The sequence below is a fragment of the Paraburkholderia bryophila genome, from assembly GCF_013409255.1.
GTDB lineage: Bacteria > Pseudomonadota > Gammaproteobacteria > Burkholderiales > Burkholderiaceae > Paraburkholderia.
Genome location: NZ_JACCAS010000001.1, coordinates 2,288,846 through 2,307,864, shown reverse-complemented (window position 1 = coordinate 2,307,864; position 19,019 = coordinate 2,288,846). Strand labels below are relative to the sequence as shown.

At 63.7% G+C, this 19,019-nt stretch carries 15 protein-coding genes; 8 read left to right on the top strand and 7 right to left on the bottom strand.

Annotation, left to right across the window (positions count from 1 at the left end):
- Positions 1-134: 134 nt before the first annotated feature.
- On the top strand, positions 135-2,018 hold the full coding sequence (locus GGD40_RS10195; RefSeq protein WP_179743583.1) for an ABCB family ABC transporter ATP-binding protein/permease: 1,884 nt from the start codon (positions 135-137) through the stop codon (positions 2,016-2,018).
- 72 nt (positions 2,019-2,090) lie between these two features.
- Here GGD40_RS10195 and murU read toward each other — a convergent pair whose 3' ends face one another.
- Both murU and GGD40_RS10185 read right to left on the bottom strand, forming a co-directional pair.
- Positions 2,091-2,819: an N-acetylmuramate alpha-1-phosphate uridylyltransferase MurU gene (murU, locus tag GGD40_RS10190; RefSeq protein ID WP_179743582.1), complete on the bottom strand. Its 729-nt coding sequence runs from the start codon at positions 2,817-2,819 to the stop codon at positions 2,091-2,093.
- A gap of 3 nt (positions 2,820-2,822) precedes the next feature.
- Positions 2,823-3,938, bottom strand: coding sequence for an aminoglycoside phosphotransferase family protein (locus GGD40_RS10185; RefSeq protein ID WP_179743580.1), 1,116 nt, complete (start codon positions 3,936-3,938; stop codon positions 2,823-2,825).
- A 220-nt stretch (positions 3,939-4,158) separates the two neighbouring features.
- On the opposite strand from GGD40_RS10185, the gene GGD40_RS10180 reads away from it, so the two are divergent.
- The 4 genes from GGD40_RS10180 to rsmA all read left to right on the top strand — a co-directional run bounded on the left by GGD40_RS10180 (position 4,159) and on the right by rsmA (position 9,978).
- A complete protein-coding gene (locus GGD40_RS10180) occupies positions 4,159-6,525 on the top strand; it encodes an LPS-assembly protein LptD (RefSeq protein WP_179743578.1) in 2,367 nt (788 codons plus the stop codon).
- Positions 6,526-6,598: 73 nt separating this feature from the next.
- Positions 6,599-7,963, top strand: coding sequence for a peptidylprolyl isomerase (locus GGD40_RS10175; protein ID WP_373565273.1), 1,365 nt, complete (start codon positions 6,599-6,601; stop codon positions 7,961-7,963).
- A gap of 5 nt (positions 7,964-7,968) precedes the next feature.
- Positions 7,969-8,979, top strand: coding sequence for a 4-hydroxythreonine-4-phosphate dehydrogenase PdxA (gene pdxA, locus GGD40_RS10170; RefSeq protein WP_179743574.1), 1,011 nt, complete (start codon positions 7,969-7,971; stop codon positions 8,977-8,979).
- Positions 8,980-9,111: 132 nt separating this feature from the next.
- The gene (rsmA, locus tag GGD40_RS10165) at positions 9,112-9,978 is read left to right on the top strand and encodes a 16S rRNA (adenine(1518)-N(6)/adenine(1519)-N(6))-dimethyltransferase RsmA (RefSeq protein WP_179706897.1); all 867 of its coding nucleotides are present in this window, start codon (positions 9,112-9,114) and stop codon (positions 9,976-9,978) included.
- A gap of 33 nt (positions 9,979-10,011) precedes the next feature.
- On the opposite strand, the gene GGD40_RS10160 is transcribed toward rsmA, so the two are convergent.
- Positions 10,012-10,947, bottom strand: coding sequence for a DMT family transporter (locus GGD40_RS10160; RefSeq protein ID WP_179706895.1), 936 nt, complete (start codon positions 10,945-10,947; stop codon positions 10,012-10,014).
- Between the two features lie 433 nt (positions 10,948-11,380).
- Between GGD40_RS10160 and GGD40_RS10155 the strand changes: the two genes are divergently transcribed.
- Entirely contained in the window at positions 11,381-12,502 is a 1,122-nt protein-coding gene (locus tag GGD40_RS10155) for a porin (RefSeq protein ID WP_179706894.1), read from the top strand.
- Between the two features lie 37 nt (positions 12,503-12,539).
- Here GGD40_RS10155 and GGD40_RS10150 read toward each other — a convergent pair whose 3' ends face one another.
- On the bottom strand, positions 12,540-15,548 hold the full coding sequence (locus GGD40_RS10150) for an autotransporter family protein (protein ID WP_179743572.1): 3,009 nt from the start codon (positions 15,546-15,548) through the stop codon (positions 12,540-12,542).
- 257 nt (positions 15,549-15,805) lie between these two features.
- On the opposite strand from GGD40_RS10150, the gene gloA reads away from it, so the two are divergent.
- Both gloA and GGD40_RS10140 read left to right on the top strand, forming a co-directional pair.
- Entirely contained in the window at positions 15,806-16,192 is a 387-nt protein-coding gene (gene gloA / locus GGD40_RS10145) for a lactoylglutathione lyase (protein ID WP_035553401.1), read from the top strand.
- Between the two features lie 26 nt (positions 16,193-16,218).
- Positions 16,219-16,617, top strand: coding sequence for a hypothetical protein (locus GGD40_RS10140; protein ID WP_035553398.1), 399 nt, complete (start codon positions 16,219-16,221; stop codon positions 16,615-16,617).
- A 95-nt stretch (positions 16,618-16,712) separates the two neighbouring features.
- On the opposite strand, the gene GGD40_RS10135 is transcribed toward GGD40_RS10140, so the two are convergent.
- The 3 genes from GGD40_RS10135 to gmhB are packed head-to-tail and all read right to left on the bottom strand — an operon-like array spanning position 16,713 to position 19,011.
- On the bottom strand, positions 16,713-17,615 hold the full coding sequence (locus GGD40_RS10135; RefSeq protein ID WP_179743570.1) for a M48 family metallopeptidase: 903 nt from the start codon (positions 17,613-17,615) through the stop codon (positions 16,713-16,715).
- Positions 17,616-17,659: 44 nt separating this feature from the next.
- Entirely contained in the window at positions 17,660-18,418 is a 759-nt protein-coding gene (locus GGD40_RS10130) for a lysophospholipid acyltransferase family protein (RefSeq protein WP_179743569.1), read from the bottom strand.
- Positions 18,419-18,456: 38 nt separating this feature from the next.
- Entirely contained in the window at positions 18,457-19,011 is a 555-nt protein-coding gene (gmhB, locus tag GGD40_RS10125; RefSeq protein ID WP_179706889.1) for a D-glycero-beta-D-manno-heptose 1,7-bisphosphate 7-phosphatase, read from the bottom strand.
- Positions 19,012-19,019: the final 8 nt, after the last annotated feature.

Here is a 19,019-nt window from a genome sequence, read left to right as displayed (position 1 = left end):
AGGATCAGGAATTGTACGGGAAAGCGCCCAGCCGGGTCGCGCGACAAAAAGCAGTGTGCCGATTCATCGGCCTGCTGTGGTCGGCGCGCCGCTGCGAACTCCGGCCGTTCCATTCTCTCCCCAAGCCGACCTCCATGCGCCGCACGCCCTCGTCCGAACCCTCGCCAATCTCCACCCAGCCGCGCAACGACTGGCAGACGATTTTGTCGCTGCTGCCGTATCTCGCCACCTACAAATGGCGCGTCGCCTTCGCGCTGAGCTGCCTGATCGGCGCGAAAGTCGCCAACCTCGGCGTGCCGATCGTGATGAAGCGGATCGTCGACAGCCTCGCGTCGGTGCAGCATCTCACCGCGCTAGGTCGCGCGCATGATTCGCCGGCCATCGTGCTGCTGGGCGGCGTCGGTTTGCTGGTGGTCGCGTATGCGGTGGTGCGGCTGTCCACGTCGCTCTTTACCGAGCTGCGCGAGATTCTGTTCGCGAAGGTGACCGAGAGCGCGGTGCGGCAACTGGCGTTGAAAGTGTTCCGCCATCTGCACGCGCTGTCGCTGCGCTTCCATCTCGACCGGCAGACCGGCGGCATGTCGCGCGATATCGAACGCGGCACGCGCGGCATCACGCAACTGATCTCGTACTCGCTGTACAGCATTCTGCCGACGCTCGTCGAGGTCGGCCTCGTGCTCGGTTTTTTCGTCGTCAAATACGAGTGGTATTACGCGGTGGTCACGTTTATCGCGCTGGCGACGTACATCGTTTTCACAGTGAAGGTCACCGAGTGGCGCACGCATTTCCGCCGCACGATGAACGAACTCGATTCGAAGGCGAACTCGCGCGCGATTGATTCGCTGCTCAACTACGAGACCGTGAAGTACTTCGGCAACGAAGAGTGGGAAGCGAGCCGCTACGACGAAAACCTCAAGCGCTATCGCACGGCCGCGATCAAATCGCAGCGTTCGCTGTCGGCGCTGAATTTCGGCCAGCAGGCGATTATCGGCACGGGGCTCGTGTTCATTCTGTGGCGCGCGACACAAGGGGTGATGGCGGGAAAGCTCACGCTCGGCGATCTGGTGCTGATCAACACGTTCATGTTGCAGCTTTATATTCCGCTGAATTTTCTCGGCGTGGTGTATCGGGAATTGAAGCAGAGCCTCACCGACATGGACCGCATGTTTACGCTGCTCGGCGCCGCGCAGGAAGTGCCCGATCTTGAAGGCGCGCCCGCGCTGCAGGTGAGCGGCGCGCAGGTGCGCTTCGAGCGCGTGAACTTTTCGTATGAACCGGCGCGGCAGATTCTGCACGACGTGAGCTTCACGATTCCGGCCGGCACCACGACCGCGGTGGTGGGGCACAGCGGCTCGGGTAAATCGACCCTCGCGCGGCTGATGTTCCGCTTCTACGATCTGGACCGCTCGACGGGCGGCGCGATCACCATCGACGGTCAGGATATTCGCGACGTCACGCAGGATTCGCTGCGCGCGTCGATTGGGATCGTGCCGCAGGATACGGTGCTGTTCAACGATTCGATCTACTACAACATCGCTTATGGGCGCCCTTCGGCTACACGCGAGGAAGTGATCGCGGCGGCGCGCGCGGCGCATATTCACGACTTCATCGAAGGACTGCCGAAGGGCTATGAAACGCCGGTCGGCGAGCGTGGCCTGAAGCTCTCCGGCGGCGAAAAGCAGCGCGTGGCGATTGCGCGGACCATTCTGAAGAATCCGCCGATCCTGCTGTTCGACGAAGCGACCTCCGCGCTCGATTCGCGCTCCGAACGCGCGATTCAGCACGAGCTCGATCAGATTGCCCGCGAGCGCACGACGCTGATCATCGCGCACCGGCTGTCGACGGTGGTGCACGCGCAGCAGATCATCGTGATGGATAAAGGGCGGATCGTAGAGCGCGGCACGCACGCGGAGTTGCTGCTCGCGAATGGCTTGTTCGCGCAGATGTGGGCGTTGCAGCAGCAGCGCGTGGCGCAAGCGCCGGAGGCGGTCGATGTGGTGGGGACGGGCGAGAGTTGAGCGGGCGCTGCGGGCGGTCGGAAGTGAAGCGGCGCTGAGGGCGGCCGAGAGCTAAGCTGCGCCTAGGGCCGCCTAGCGCGCGCTTTTCAACCGTAAGTCCAGCGCGCCGAGCTGAGCCGCCGTGCCGACGTTCTCCCACACGCCTTCGTACAACTCGCCGCTCGCCAGCCCGCGCGAGATCGTTTCGCGGTAGTACGGCGTTAGCGCGCGCCGCGTGCCGCGCGGCAGAGCGCGGAACATTCGCGTGTCGTAGAGGCCGATGCTGCCGAACGTCAGACGCGGCTGCGCGTCGAGCGACACCACCCCGTCGATCAGACCGAAATCGCCGTCCGGATGAAAGACCGGATTCGGCACCATCACCAGATGCATGCCCGGCTCGGGCAACGCGCTGAGTCTGTCGGCGTGGGCATTCAGCGCGGCGTAGTCGAAGTCGGCGTACACGTCGCCGGCGACGCCGACGAACACTTCGCCGCGGTCACCGTCTTTGTCGCCGTCTTCCAGTAACGGCAGCGCCTGCGCGATCGCGCCGGCCGTTTCCAGCGCTTCATGCTCGGCCGAGTAGTCCAACTCGACCTGCCAGCGTGAGCCGTTGCCCAACACGGTCTCGAACTGCTCGCCGAGCCACGCGTGGTTGATCACGATAGTGCGAAAGCCGGCCAGCGCGAGCCGCTCGATCTGCCACACGATGAGCGGTTTGCCGCCCACTTCGAGCAACGGTTTCGGGCAGGTATCGGTCAACGGACGCATGCGCTCACCGCGGCCCGCGGCGAAAATCATCGCTTTCTTCACGGATGTCGTCATCGCTCAGAAAGTGTAGCCGACTTCATCCGCGCGGCCTTCGAGCTCGTCGAGCAGCTTCGCGAATGGACGCAGCGGCGCATAACGTTCCGCGACCTTGCGCGCGTAGCCGATGAAACGCGGCAGATCCTTCATGTAATGCGCTTTGTTGTCGCGGTAGTTGATCCGGCAGAACAGCCCGAGCACCTTGATGTGGCGTTGCAAGCCCATCCATTCCAGCTGGCGGTAAAACTCGCCGAAGTCGGGATCGACCGGCAGGCCGGCTTTTTTCGCGCGTTCCCAGTAGTACACGAAGCAATCCAGTTCGAACTCTTCGTCCCAGCCGAGGAACGCGTCGCGCAGCAGCGACGCGACGTCGTACGTGATCGGACCGTATACGGCGTCCTGGAAGTCGAGCACGCCGGGATTCGCCGCGGGGTTTGCTGCGAGGTTCGCCGCGCCGTTCGATCCATTCGCGGCCGTGGCGACCATCAGATTGCGCGGCATGAAATCGCGCAGCATGAACACCTGCGGCTGCGCACGGGCGCTCGCGATCAGCAGCGCGAAGGTGCGGTCGAGCAGGCCGCGCGTCTTGTCGTCGAGCTCGCGGCCCAGATGACGGCCGATGAACCACTCCGGCATCAATTCCATCTCGCGACGCAGGAAAGCTTCGTCGAACAGCGGCAGCACGTCTTCGCGCGAGGTCAGTTGCCAGCGGATCAGGGCGTCGAGCGCGTCGCGCATCAGCGTGCGCGGACGGCGCGCGTCGTGCGCCTGCTGCGCATCGGTCAGCGCGCCGAGGTACGAATCGGTGCCCAGATCGGTCACGAGCATGAAGCCGGCGTCGAAGTCGACCTCCAGCACGCGCGGCACGTTCACGTTGGCGGCCTCGAGCAACTGGGCGATCTGCACAAATTCGCGGCACTTTTCCGGGGGCGGCGCGTCGACGGCGATCAGCGTGCCGGCGCTTTCATCTTCCGCCACCTTACCGGCGAGCCGGAAATAGCGGCGAAAACTGGCGTCGGACGAAGCCGGCGCGAGGGTACCGAGCTCGAGCGAATAGCCCGCTGCATGGCGGTTCAGCCAGGCTTTGAGCAGGTCGAGACGGGGATCTTGGGTGTCTTGGGAGGAGGGCAGCGTCATGAAAACCGGCGGCAAATTCTGAGGGGCAACGTCTTGCCATATAATACCCCACGACTTTTTTGACGCGACTTACGCCAGCTTTCGCGCGTTCCGCTTCACCGCCCGCCTCACCGTTCGAAAGATTGTCAATTGATGTGCAGCCGACTGTCACGGTCGGGATGTGCAGGCGGTGGATCGTGACTGTAAAAGCTGGCGGATGAGCCGATTCGCCAAACGATACATGCCGCCTAGACAGCTTTCCCAAACGACTCCCTCTTGTGCCGTAGTGCCGCGCAAAAGGCGGCTCGTCGCGGCGTTGATCGCCGTTCCGGGCCTGATGCCCGCGCTTGCGCACGCCCAGCTGGTGGGGGAAGCCGCGCAGCCGCAACCGATCGACGCGCCTTGGGGCATGCAGCTCGCCCCGCAACTGGAAGAACATCCGCTGCTGCAGGGGCAGAAGTCGGCCACCTTCGTGCTCGGCGATACGACCACCGGCACCACCGACCAGGACATGGCGGCCAAGGGGTCGGCCGAGATACGCCACGACACGATGGTGATCAAGGCCGACGCCTTGCATTACGATCAGGACACGGACATGGCCGACGCGTACGGCCAGGTCCACGTCAACAACAACGGCAATACCTTCGTCGGGCCCGAAGCGCACATGCGGCTGGACTCGAGCGAAGGTTTCATGACCGCGCCGAAGTACCACTTCAATGTGACCGGCGGCTCGGGCAGCGCGCAGCGTGTCGATCTGCTCGACAACGAGCGCTCGGTCTTCACGAAGGGCACCTACACCGCCTGCCAGTGCGCGGACGATCCGGCCTGGTACATCAAAGGCAGCGAGTTCGATTTCGACACCGGCGCGGACGAAGGCGTCGCGCATAACGGCGTGCTGTTCTTCCAGGGCGTGCCGGTGTTTGCGTCACCGTGGCTGTCGTTCCCGCTGTCGGGCGAGCGGCGCAGCGGGGTTCTGCCGCCCACGTTCTCGCTGAGTTCGTCGAACGGCTTCGAACTGTCGGTGCCGTATTACTTCAACATCGCACCGAACCGCGATCTGACCGTCACGCCGCGTCTGATCTCCAAGCGCGGTGTGCAGTTGCAGTCGTCGTTCCGCTATCTGTCGCCCACGTATTCCGGCTCGATCACCGGCGAGTTTCTGCCCGACGACCGGCTGACCAAGACCAACCGCTACGCGCTGTACATCCAGCACAACCAGAACTTCGGCAACGGGTTCGGCGGCTACATCTACTACAACAAGGTTTCGGACAACACGTATCCGGAAGACTTGCAGTCGTCGGTCAGTCAGTTCATGAACGGCACCCAGCTCCTGTATCAACAGGAAGCCGGGTTGACCTACAACAACGGTCCGTGGTCGGTGCTCGCACGTGAGCAGCACTGGCAGACGCTGACGCCGTCCGTCGCGCCGTATGGCCGCGAGCCGCAGTTGAACGTGAAGTACGCCAAGTACAACATCGGCGGATTCGACTACGGCGCGGAAGCCGATTACTCGAATTTCCGCATCACCAGCGCGGACACGACGCAGGGTCAGCGGGTGCTGTTCAACCCGTACCTGGCGTATTCAGTTGTCGGGCCGGGCTACTTCGTCACGCCGAAGGTGCAGTTGCATCTCGCGTCGTACGACCTGAACAACATCAGCAGCACCGCGCCGGTCGGCACGCCGAAGAATTTCACCGAATCGATCCCGACGTTTACGTTCGACACGGGCCTGATTTTCGACCGCTCGGTGCGGATCTTCGGCGAGGATTACATCCAGACGCTGGAGCCGCGGCTGTACTACGTGTACACGCCGTATCGCAACCAGGCGTTCGCGCCGCTGTTCGATACCGCCGAATCCGATTTCGGGCTGGCGGAAATTTTCTCGCCGAACACCTTCGTCGGTAACGACCGGATCGCCGACGCGAACCGTCTGACCGCGGCCATCACCACGCGCTTCATCAACCCGGCCACGGGCGACGAACGCGCGCGTTTCGTGATCGCGCAGCAGTACTACTTCCAGGATCAGCGCGTCACGCTGAACAACACCCAGACCAGCACGCAGGCCACGCATTCGGACCTGATCGTGGGTGCGTCGCTCAAGCTCGGTGCCGGTTTCGCGTCGGAAACGGCGTTCCAATATAATGCCGACAACAACCAGCTGGTGAAGACGAGCGTCGGCTTCGGGTTCAGCCCGGCCAGCGGTAAGGTGATCAACGTCGCGTACCGCTACACCCGCGCGAACACCACGCTGGACAACACGCCGATCAATCAGGTGCTGGTTTCGGGGCAATGGCCGCTCACGCACAATGTGTACGGAGTGGCGAGGTTCAATTACGACCTGGGCGGAAAACGGATCGTCGACGGTCTGGTCGGCCTGCAATACGATGCCGACTGCTGGACGCTCGGCGCCGGGATCCAGCGCTACGCGAACGGTGTGAACACCTCGAATCAGAATCAGTCGAGCACGCGGTTCCTCGCGCAGTTGACGTTCAAGGGCTTGTCGAGCGTCGACAATGGGTTGATGGCCGCGTTCCGCAACGGCGTGCAGGGCTATACGCCGTTGCCGCCGCCGCCGCCGCCGGAAGCGCGTTTCACCAATTACGAATGACGCGGTTCGGTCGCGATCGTTTTATAGAATGCGAAAAGACGGGCCAGGCGCGCCCGACATCATTGGAGTATCTGTGGCAATCATGAAAAAGCTTCGCTTGGCAACGCTTGCGGCCGGTCTCGCCGCCGCGGCGTCTTTCCTGTCGGTTGCGCCGGTTCAGGCGCAGGCGCTGGCCAGCAGCGGTAGCGGCCAGACGGTCGATACCATTGCCGCAGTGGTCAACAACGGTGTCATCACGCGGCGCGAGCTGGACGACCGCATGGGCCTGATCACGCGTCGGCTGAACCAGCAGAACGCGCCGGTCCCGCCGGTGGACCAGTTGCGCCAGCAGGTGCTTAACCAGATGGTGCTGGAACGCATCCAGTTGCAGAAGGCGAAAGAAGACGGCATCAACATCGACGACGCCGCCGTGCAGAAAACGCTCGAACGCCTCGCGCAGTCGAACAACATGTCGCTCGAGATGTACCGCGCGCGGATCGAGGCGCAAGGCGTGCCCTGGACCACGTTCACGAATGACGCGCGCACCGAGCTGACGCTCTCGCGTCTGCGCGAGAAGGAAGTGGACAGCAAGGTCGTGGTGTCGGACGCGGAAGTCGCGAACTACATCGCCAGTCAGCGTGGCCCGAATGCCGGCCTGCAGAGCGACCTGCATATGCAGCACATTTTCCTGAAGGCGCCGCTGAACGCGTCGGAGACCGACATCGAAGCGGCGCAGAAAAAGGCCCAGGCGTTGCTCGCCGAAGCCAAGGGCGGCGCGAACTTCGAAAAGCTCGCGAAGGCCAATTCGCAAGCGCCGGACGCATCCAAAGGCGGCGATACCGGTTACCAGCAGCCTTCGAAGCTGCCGCCTGAGTTCGCGAAGGCCGCTTCCACGCTGCGCCCGGGCGAAATCAATCCGGACGTGATCCGCACCAGCGACGGTTTCGAAGTCGTGCGTCTGGTCGATCGCCGCGCCGGTCAGGGCTCGAGCTCGGATGCGCCGAAGCTGGTGCAGACGCACGTGCGCCACATTCTGCTGCGCGTCGGCGACGGTATGTCGGAGCCGCAAGCGCGCCAGAAGCTGCTCGAAATCAAGAACCAGATCGCCGCGGGCGGCGACTTCGCGAAGTTCGCGCACACCTACTCGCAAGACGGCTCGTCGTCGCAAGGCGGCGACCTGGGCTGGATCAGCCCGGGCGAGACGGTGCCGGAATTCGAGCGCGCCATGAACAACCTGCAGGACGGTCAGATCAGCGACCCGGTGCGCAGCGAATACGGCTATCACCTGATCCAGGTGCTGGGCCGCCGCGACGCCGAAGGTTCGGTCGCGCAACAGATGGATCTGGCGCGCCAGGCCATCGGTCAGCGCAAGGCGGAACAGGCCTACGCCGACTGGCTGCGTGAACTGCGCGACACCGCGTATGTGGAAGTGAAGCCTACGCTGTCGAGCGTGCAGTAATCGTCATGACAAACGCCGCCCAGTCCGCCGGCTTGCCGCTGCAGATCGCGATCACGACCGGCGAACCGGCCGGCGTCGGCCCTGAACTGACCGCGCAGGCTCTCGCCGGCGCGGCAACGCACTGGCCCGGCGCACAGTTCACCGTGCTGGGCGACGCGGCGTTGCTCGCCGAACGCGCACGCGCCGTGGGCGTCGACTGGAACGCGTTGCTGGCTGACGGCAAACGCGTGCGTATGCAGCACCAGCCGCTCGGCGTGCCGGTGCAGGCCGGCAAGCTGGACGCGGCCAACGGCCGCTACGTGCTCGACCTGCTCGACAGCGCGATCGACGGCGCGGTAGCCGGCGCGTTCGACGCGATCGTCACCGCGCCGCTGCAAAAAAGCACCATCAACGACGCCGGTGTGCCGTTCACCGGACACACCGAATATCTGGCCGAGCGCACCCACACGCCGCGCGTGGTGATGATGCTGGCCGGCTCCGGCAAGCGTCCGCTGCGCGTCGCGCTCGCGACCACGCATCTTCCGCTCAAGGACGTGTCCGCGGCGTTGTCCGTCGAGGGTATTGTCGAGACGCTGCGCATTATCGATCACGATCTGCGGCATCACTTCGGCTTGCCGGCGCCGCGTATTCTCGTGACCGGGCTGAACCCGCATGCGGGCGAAAACGGCTACCTGGGTCGCGAGGAAATCGAGATCATCACGCCGGCGCTGAAGCTCGCGAACGAGCAGGGCATCGACGCACCCGGTCCTTATCCGGCCGACACGCTGTTTCAGCCGCGTTATCTGGAGCAGGCCGACTGTGTGCTGGCCATGTTCCACGATCAGGGTTTGCCGGTGCTGAAGTACGCTACATTCGGCGAAGGCATCAATATCACGCTCGGCTTGCCGATTATCCGCACCTCGGTCGATCACGGCACCGCGCTCGATCTGGCCGGCACCGGCCGCGCCGACGCGGGCAGCCTGATCGCCGCGATCGACACGGCGGTGTCGATGGCGCAGCACCGCCGCGCAGGCTGATTCGGCGTCATTGCGCGGCTGGCCGCGCAATGGTTGCACGACTCGCCGCGCGCCTGCGGTGTTGCCTGAAGCTGGCGCGATTCGCGTCAGTTCCTTTTCTTCAAGCAGTTCTATTTCTTTAGCGTTTCTTCGATGTCCACCAGCAGACAGCAACAGGGCCGGCACCAAGGTCATATCGCGCGCAAGCGTTTCGGTCAGAACTTTCTGGTCGACATGGGCGTGATCGATTCGATCGTCGACGTCATCCAGCCACAACGCGGCGAGCGCATGGTCGAAATCGGGCCGGGCCTCGGCGCGCTCACCGAGCCGCTGATCGAGCGTCTGGCCACGCCGGAAGCGCCGCTGCACGCCGTCGAACTGGACCGCGATCTGATCGGCCGTCTGAAGACGAAATTCGGCGACCTGCTCGAACTGCACGCGGGCGACGCGCTCGCATTCGACTTCGGTTCGCTGGCCGCGCCTGGCGAAAAAGCGTCGCTGCGGATTGTCGGCAATCTGCCATACAACATTTCGAGCCCGCTGCTGTTTCATCTGACCTCGTTCGCGCATTGCGTGATCGATCAGCACTTCATGCTGCAGAACGAGGTGGTCGAGCGAATGGTGGCCGAGCCGGGCACCAAGGCATTCAGCCGTCTCTCGGTGATGCTGCAGTATCGCTACGTGATCGACAAGCAGCTCGACGTGCCGCCCGAGTCGTTCAATCCGCCGCCCAAGGTGGATTCGGCGATCGTGCGGATGATTCCGTACGCGCAGAAGGAGCTGACGCCGGTCGACGAGCGCGTGCTCGGCGAAGTGGTGACGGCGGCGTTCTCGCAGCGCCGCAAGATGTTGCGCAATACGCTGGCCGCGTTTCGCGATTCAGTAGACTTCGAGGCGCTCGGCTTCGACCTGCAACGTCGCGCCGAAGACGTGTCGGTCGCCGAGTACGTGCGCGTGGCGCAGATCGTCGCGGCGGCCAGGCCGTCGAAGCGTGCAGCGGCCAGCGACGACGCCTCCTGAACCGTCACGGCACGGTAGCTAGCTAGCTCACTTCTACTTCACCATGCGCCGCGCCGGCGCATTCACCAGCGCGATACCCACCAGCACCAGCGCCGCGGCCATCAGGAAGCGCAGGCTGAACGACTCGCCGAGCAGCAGCACGCCGAAACTCACGCCGAACAGCGGCGTGAGAAACGAAAACACCGACAGGCGCGACGCGATATAGCGCGTCAACAGCCAGAACCACACCAGATAGCTGACGAACGCGACGACCACGGCCTGATAGGCGAGGCTCATCAGCGCGAGCGGCGTGACGGTTTCAACGTGCGCCTGGCCGAGCCCGACCGCCAGCGCGAGCAACACCACCGCCGACACCGCCAGTTGATAGAACAGCGTCTTGCTGGCGCTCGATTGAGCGAGACGCGTGGCGCGCACCACCACCGTGGTCGCGGCCCAGGCAATGCCGGCCAGCACGCCGAGTGCGTCGCCGGCCATGCCTTTCAGCGTTGAGCCTTGCGCGGCGTGGCCGTGCAGGAAGCCGTCCGCGAACGCCAGCGCCATGCCGGCGAACGCCACGAAAATACCGAACCACTGAATCCGCCGCATCCGCTCGCCTTCGACGAACCAGTGCAGGCCGAGCGCAGTGAAGCAGGGCGCGGTGTACAGAAACACCGCCATGCGCGACGCGCTGGTCAGCGTCAGGCCCAGAAAAATACACACGAATTCAGCGGCGAACAGCACGCCCGCGAGCAAACCCGCGCTCAGCGTGCCGTCGTCGCGAAACAGCGGCGTGCCGCGCGAGCGCGCCCAGCCCCACACCAGCAAAGACGCGACCAGCGAACGCAAACCCGCCTGGAAGACAGGCGGCACCGCTGAATTCGTGCTTTTGATGGCGACCTGCTGGAGTCCCCAGATCGCGCACAAACCGATCATGAGCAGGATCGCGAAGCTGTCGGGGGCGCGGCGCGCGGGCAAGGCGGTAGTGCTCATGGGCGATTTCGGGCTGGTGAGAACAAGGGGGAGAAGGCCGGTCAGTATCGGACCTCGGCGAGCGTCGCGATAGTCGGCCGAATGGTTAGCCGAACGGATAAGCCGTGAGCGCCTGGTGGTGAATTCAGCGCGAAGCCGGGCTGAGTTCAGGTCATACGATAGCAAACCCGCCGCTTCCGTCCGCCGATGACCCCACCGCCTACGCGTGCTTCTTACATCCCGCAAGCATTTTGCTGTCTTAACAACACTCCGCCGCACTCACGTCAGACTAATTTCTTGCCGTTGCCGTTTCGCGCTAAGGTTCGACCACACGCGTTTCGTCAGGATTTTCGTACGGGCCGCATCGACTGAAGAGCCGCGCACCAGTCGATTCGCGCCGGCCAAAGCAGAAGAGTCTCATCCGCGCAAAGCGGAATCTGTACGAGGAGACGGTATGAAAAACATCAGCAGGTGGACGGCGGCCCTGGTGCCCGCGGCCATCGCGTCGTTCGGCTGTCAGATCGCGCAGGCGCAATCCAGCGTGACCTTGTACGGCGTGGTCGACGAAAGCGTGCGCTATCTGACGCATGCTAACCAGGCCGGGGATTCATCGCTCGGACTGGGCAACGGCGGCATGACGCAGAGCCGCTGGGGTTTGAAGGGCGTCGAAGATCTCGGCGGCGGCTGGTCGACGTTTTTCAAGCTCGAAAACCGCATCTATATCAACACCGGTCAAAGCGATCCCACCTTGCCGTTTTTCAACGAAGCCCAGATCGGCGTGCGTTCGGAATCGTACGGGCAGGTGATTATTGGGCGGCAGTACAACGTGATGATCGAGGGCATTACCGTCGGCGGTTACGGCAGCAACTCCTGGATCCCCTACGATTTCAGCTTCCAGCCTGAGGTGACGATGACCGGCGGCATCTGGACCAGCAATCAGGTGCAGTATCAAGCGCGATACAACGGTTTCACGTTTGCGGCAGGCTACGCGTTCGGCGGTAACGCGGGCAATTCGAACGGCAGTCAGATCGGCGCGGCCGCCGCGTATGGGCCGGCGGGCGGTCCGTTCAGCGTCGGCGCGGCGTACGAAGAGTCGAAGGATTCAATCAACGGCGCGGCCGCGAAAGATTGGACGTTCGGCGGTTCGTACACGTGGAATCTGACGCGCTTTTCGGCGGGCTATATCGTCAACCAGAACGATGCGGGCTTTTCCAATTTCGCTAACGGGCCGTTCACCGCGCCCGAACTGACAGCGCTCAAATACACGGACTTTTCGCGGCGTCGCATGATTATGGGCGGCATCACGCAGCAGGTCGGCAACGCGTGGCACTTCGCCGCCAACGTCTGGCGCACGCTGCAGGACGGCAAGACGCATGCGCAGGATGGGTCGGCCTGGCAATATCAACTGGTCGCGGACTACAACCTGTCGAAGCGCACTGACGTCTATCTGGAAGGCGATTACGCGATCTATCGCGGCGATCTGATCGGCGCGCAACTGCAAGGGGTCAACAGTATCGGGCTCGCGCAGAAGGGCACGCAGATCGGGTTGATGGCGGGGATCCGGCATCAGTTTTGAATTCGGATCGGGCTGATTCGAAACGACCCGCCCGACGTCACCAACTCCACCGCACCCCAAGATTGCCCTCGACGCTGCTGCGATGCTCGCCATTCACATTGGTCGTGTAACTCGCGGCCGCGAACACGCTGCCGCGCGCGCTCAGATGCGCGACGACACCCATGCCGAATTGAGCCGCCGTCGCCGCGACATTCGACGGAATCACCGTGCTGCCCGCGTAGGTCACGCTGTCGGTGCCATTGAAATAGCGCCACAGATTCGCACGCAAATACGGTTGCCACTGCACGCCAGCGCCTTCGAACGCGCCTTGCAGACGCAAGCCGAGTCGTCCCACAAAGCCGTTGGCCGAGTGAAACGAGACGCTCGAAATGCCGTCGTTGAGATCGTCGATCGACGCGTGCTGCCAGATCAATTGCATCTGCGGCTCGAGGCTCAGATTCGCGCGCAACGGAATCGGCAGGCCGGCTTCGAGCGACGTCGTGACCGCGTGACCATGCGTGCTCGCGCCGAGGCCCTGATTCGACATCGGGTCCAGCGTCAGCGCGCTGCCCATGGCGACGGCATCGGTGTACCAGCCGCCCGGACCGATGTGCGTCCAGTACGCGCCGACGCTGTACGCGTTGATCGCGAGATGCCCGGCCGACAGATCGGGAAAGCCGAGCGCGAAGCCGTTCACATCGCCTTGCGCACGAGCGAAGCCCAGGAAAAAACCGTAGTGGTTGCGATGACCGCTCGCGCTGCGATCGGCGTAGAGATCGTGGCCGACCTGCACGCCGCTGATCGTGCCGCTGAAATCCGGGCTTGCGCCGCCGCTGCTGGTTTGCGATGTGTGCTCGCCCCAGACGCGTGCCCACGCGGCGGGTAGCGGGCCGCTTTCGTCGAGCAGTGACTGTTCGCCCTGGCGGTCGTGGAAGGTGCCGATCTGCGCGATGCCGAGTTCGCGTGTGAGCACGGGGACTTCTGCGTAGACGGGGACTTCCATTCGATAGAGCGGTGTGGGGGCGGCGCCTGCGGGCGGCGGTGCGGGTAGGGCGGGTGTGCCGGGCGCTGCGATTGGGCCGGCGGCGGACTCGGGCGTGGGCGTGGGCGTGGGCGTTGGTGTTGGTGTTGGAGTTGGAGTTGGAGTAGGCGTGGGAGTTGGAGCCGGCGTCGGCACCGCCGCCAGACTCGAACGCAAATACCAGTTATCCCCCGTCCCCGCACTCACTCCGCCTTTGAACAGGTAGTACGTATAAGCGCCGACCATCAACGGTCTCGGCAACGTGAACGCACTGGCGGTCGTCGTCGCGCCGTTGGTGGCCTGCACCACGAGAATCCCATCCGTCAGCGTGGCGCCGCCGTTGCCGCCCACGTTGGTCACACCCAGCGTCGTACTCCCCGACCCCAGCCCCTGCGCGATCACCAGCTTGCCGCTCGGCGAACCGTCGCCGCCGAGCACGCTTTGCAGCAGCAACCGTCCATTGAGCCCGGTGTAGTTGCCATCGATCACCAGCACGGCCTGGGTATTCGCGCCACCGTTGGTCAGATCGAACGTGCCCGCATTGTTCACCGTGACGAGTTGTCCTGCGACCGCCGGCGCAATCGTCACCGCGCTCGCCAGACCGCCGGCGAACAAGGTGCTGGTCGCGTCGACGTTGAGCGTGCCGGTCAGCGTGCCGCTATCGCCGAGCGTGAGTCCCTGAGTGTCTAGCGTCAACTGACTGCCGTTGATCACATTGACCGTTTCCCAATTGATGAAGCGGCTCACGCCGCTCGCCGACGTGTGATCGAACGTCAGCAGATCGTTGCCGGTGCCGCCGTCGAAGCTCGGCACGCCGCTCAGATTCGCGTCAGTGAGGTTGGTGAGCGTGGCGGTGTCGTCGCCTGCGCTGAAGCGCACGAAGCCCGTGACGGTGCCTCCGCTCCAGTTGAACGTGTCGTTGCCGCTGTCGGTCCAGATCGCGCGGCCGTTGCCGCCCGCGATGGTGCCGGTGTTATTGATGACGATATCGAACGTGCCGATGGAACTGATCGCCTGACTCGTCGCCGCGACGATCGAGCCGCTGTTGTTGATCGTCGCGCCGGCATTGGCGAAAGCGATCGCGTTGATCGCGCCGGAGATCGTGCCGGCATTGTTGAGCGTGCCTCCGCCGTTGGCGACGATCGCGTTGGCCTGCTGGCTGACGATGCTCGCACCGGCCGTGTTGTTCAGCGTGACGTTGCCGGAGAAGATCGCGCCCGCGCCGCCCACGCCACGCGCGGTGACCGAGCCGGTATTCGTGACGACGCCCGGCGCCGTATCCGACGACACGATGCCATGCGCGTCCGCGCCGGAAACGTCGATCGTGCCGTGGTTGACGATCACGTTGTTGCCGGGACCGCCGACCGCATTGCCGTTCGTCCGTATGCCATACGATCCCGCGCCGGTGGTCGTGATCGTGCCGTTATTGACGAGCGTGTCGTTGTTCGTCAACGCGGCCATGCCGGGTGAACTGGCGCCGGTGGTAGCGAGCGTGCCGTTGTTGGTCAAGGTGCCGCCGCCGGGACTCTGGAAATCGTGCATCGCCGCCGATTCATCGCCGCTCGTGCGGATCACGCCGGTGGTGTCGTTCAGCATCGTGACCGCGGCGGCGTCGTTGTACATGCCTTCCGACTCGACGCCGCTCGTCGTGATGCTGCCACGGTTGACCAGCACGTTCTGACCTGAGCCGCCGGTCGCGCCGTGCGCGGAAATTGCGTCAAACGTATCGCCGCTGCCGTTCAACGTGCCGAGATTGGTCACCGCGCTGCCGTCGCGCACGAGAATGACATTGTTGCCATTGACATCGAGTTCCGCGCCGGTCTGCACATTGACCGTGACGTTGGTGCTGCCCGCCGCGGCAGTGATACTCGTGGTGGAGGGGTTCGGCATGCTGCCGGTGCAGGTGACGGTTTGTCCGCTGACCGGATTGACGTTGTCGCAAGCGGCGAGCGCGGGGTCGCAAGGCAGCAGAATGGCGAGCCCGATGGTGGACGACAGCGCTTCGAGCAGACGAGCCGGCGCGAGCCGGTAGCCCGGACGACACATAGGACGATCCTCCTGTCGAACAGGCCTGATTCTTTCCTGCTGGTGCGCCTGTTTCTGAACCGTCCCCTCGATTTTTGCCTCCGGACGGTTCACGAAGAATGGATTGTCAGACGAAAATAGTCAACCTGCGCGAGGGCGTCGTTGAGCACGCCATTGGGGACGCCATTGAGCCCGCCGCGCCTGATCCGCGCGCTGCAGCGCAGCGTGATTCCGGGTACATTGACGGTCTCGTTTTATCACCCAACAGGGAGTGCACCATGCGCCTGCTTCACACCATGCTTCGGGTCGGCGACCTGGATCGTTCGATCGCCTTCTACACTGAGATGCTCGGCATGAAACTGCTGCGCCGCGACGACTATCCGGACGGCAAATTCACGCTGGCGTTCGTCGGCTACACAGACGAACGCGACGGCACGGTCCTCGAACTCACGCACAACTGGGACACGCCGTCGTACGACCTCGGCAGCGGCTTCGGGCACCTCGCCGTCGAAGTCGACGACGCCTACGCCGCGTGCGACAAAATCAAGGCGCAAGGCGGCACGGTCGTGCGCGAAGCCGGCCCGATGAAACACGGCACCACGGTGATCGCGTTCGTCACGGATCCGGACGGCTACAAGATCGAGTTCATTCAGAAAAAGAAATAACGTCGACGGCAGGGCGAGATTCGAAAATGAATAACAGCAATCCCTACTTCAAAGAACTCGACGAGATCCACGTCGAAATCGCGGCGCTGTTCGACGGCTCGGCGGACGAAGGCGCGCTGCAGCGAATCATGGCGCGCTTCACGCCGCAATTCACGCTGGTTATGACGTCCGGCAACGCGCTCGATTACGCGGGCACGCAAGAAGTATTCGCGAAGCTGCGCGGCGCGCGTCCGGGCTCGCAAATCACGATCCGCGACATGGAGATCGTCGCCGACTATGCATCGGGCGCGGTGGTGAAATACCGCGAGTATCAGCGCGACGGTGCGGGCAACGCGAACGTGCGGCGCTCCACGGCGGTGATGGAACTCGACGCGCACGGCAAGGTGATGTGGCGTCATCTGCAGGAAACGTTCTGCACGGAGTGAGCCGGTGTGGGTCCCGGCGGCTCAAAAGAAAAACGGCGCTTCATGATGAAGCGCCGTTTTCGTCTCAAGCTCTGAAACCGTCTAAAAAGATCTCGCTACAACGTAGGCAGCAATTCCGGCGGATGCGACTTCAGCGTCTGCCGCGCCTCGCGGAATTCCGGAAAAATCGATTCCACCGTTTGCCAGAATCGCGGGCTGTGATTCATCTCACGCAGATGCGCGAGCTCATGCGCGACGACATAGTCGATGATGGACAACGGAAAGTGAATCAGCCGCCAGTTCAGGCGAATCTTACCGTCGCTCGAACAACTACCCCAGCGCGTTGCCGCTGAAGACAGCGCATACGTGCGGTAGCTGACGCCGAGCTTCTCCGAATAAATCGCGAGACGTTCGCCGAACAGACGCTTCGCCTCGCCTTGCAGCCAGCCTTGCACGCGGTCCTTGATCTGCTGCGGATCGGCCTGCAACGGCAACGGTACCTGCAACGCCGAATCGCTCGTGCTGAACTGAAGCGTGCCTTGCGGCGAGCCGAGTATCACGCGCACCGGCTGGCCGAGGTACGGCACTTCCGCGCCGTCTTTCCAATCGACCTTCGGCAACGCGCGCTGTTCGACACGCGTTTGCCATTCGATCAGCTTCGCGAAAATCCAGCGCTGCTTTTCGGTGATCGCGGTTTCGATATCGGCGAGCGTGACCCAACGCGGTGCGGTGATCGTCAGACCCGTGCTGTCGATCGCAAAGCCGATCGAGCGGCGCGCGGAACGCTTGAGCGCGTAATGCAGCGTGCGTGAACCGACGACGAGGCTGCGCAATTTGCTGCCATCTGGCGCGAGCAGTCCAGCGGAATGCGACGTGCCCGACGCACTCCCGGCAGAACCGGAAGAAGGCGCGGAGGGTGAAGGGGACGACGACGTCGACCCCGGCTCGGCGAAGAGCGGGAGATCGAGTTGCCGGTTATCGAGCGCCGCAGCAGGCTGCGACGTAGGAGACTTCTGCATCGGTTTCGGCTTCGCGCAAGTACGCCTTCGAGGGCGTGGGCGCGTCAGATTGGTGCGGCGGCGGAACGGCTTTCCGTCGCGCTGTACGCGGTAGGATCGATGCGACGCATTTCAGCTTCGATCCACTGTTCGACGCGCGCGTTCACTTCTTCGGGCGTGAGTCCCGTGGTGTCGATCGGCTTGCCGATCGACACTGTGACTATACCCGCATATTTAAGAAACGAGTTGCGAGGCCACAGGCGTCCCGCGTTGTGCGCGATCGGTACGACTGGTGCGCCGGTAGCGACCGCGAAGCGCGCGCCACCGGTTTTGTATTTGCCTTGCGTGCCGCTGCGCGTGCGTGTGCCTTCCGGAAACATGATGACCCACGCGCCTTCAGCCATGCGCGCCTTGCCTTGCTTGATGACGGATTCGAACGCGTATTTGCCTTCCTTGCGATCGATATGAACCATCTTCAGCAAGCCGAGCGCCCAACCGAAGAACGGCACGTACAGCAGTTCGCGCTTGAACACGTAGCACAGCGGACGCGGCATCAGCGCCGGAAACGCCACTGTTTCCCATGCCGATTGATGCTTCGACAACAGCACGGCGGGACCGTTGGGCAGGTTCTCGAAGCCTTCGATGTTGTAGCGAATGCCGTTGAGCCAGCGCACCACGTGCAGGGTCGACTTGCACCAGCCCGCGGCCATCCAGTAGCGCTTGTCGGCGCGCATGAACGGAAACGCGATGAAGCACGCGCACGCGTACGGCACCGTGTACAGAACGAGATAGATCAGCAGCAGCAGAGAGCGAGTGAAGCGCATCGGCGTGGTCAGTGAGGTTTAGGGACGCGCGTGGCGCGTCACTCTTGAGCGGCGGCGAGGAAGTCGAGTGCGAAGGCGCGCAGGTCGTCATGCACGCGCGTGCCTTCGGGCAGGCCGCCGGCCGCGAGCGTTTTGCGGCCCTTGCCGGTCAGCACCAGATGGGTCGGATGACCGAGCGCCGCACCCGCTTGCAGATCGCGCATCGCATCGCCCACCACGGGCGTGTGCGGCGGGTCGACCTCGAAGCGCTCGGCGATCATCTTCAACATGCCTGGCTTCGGCTTGCGGCACTCGCAGTGATCTTCCGCCGTGTGCGGGCAGAAGAACACCGCGTCGATGCGCCCGCCGACCGCCGCCGCCAGGCGATGCATCTTGAGATGCATCGCGTTGAGCGCGTTCATGTCGAACAGACCGCGGCCAATGCCTGACTGATTGGTGGCGATCGCCACGCGATAACCGGCCTGGTTCAGCCGCGCGATCGCTTCGAGCGAACCGGGCAGCGGTACCCATTCGTCCGGCGACTTGATGAACGCGTCGGAGTCGACGTTGATCACGCCGTCGCGGTCGAGGATCACCACTTTTTTGGTCGGCATGGCGCGGG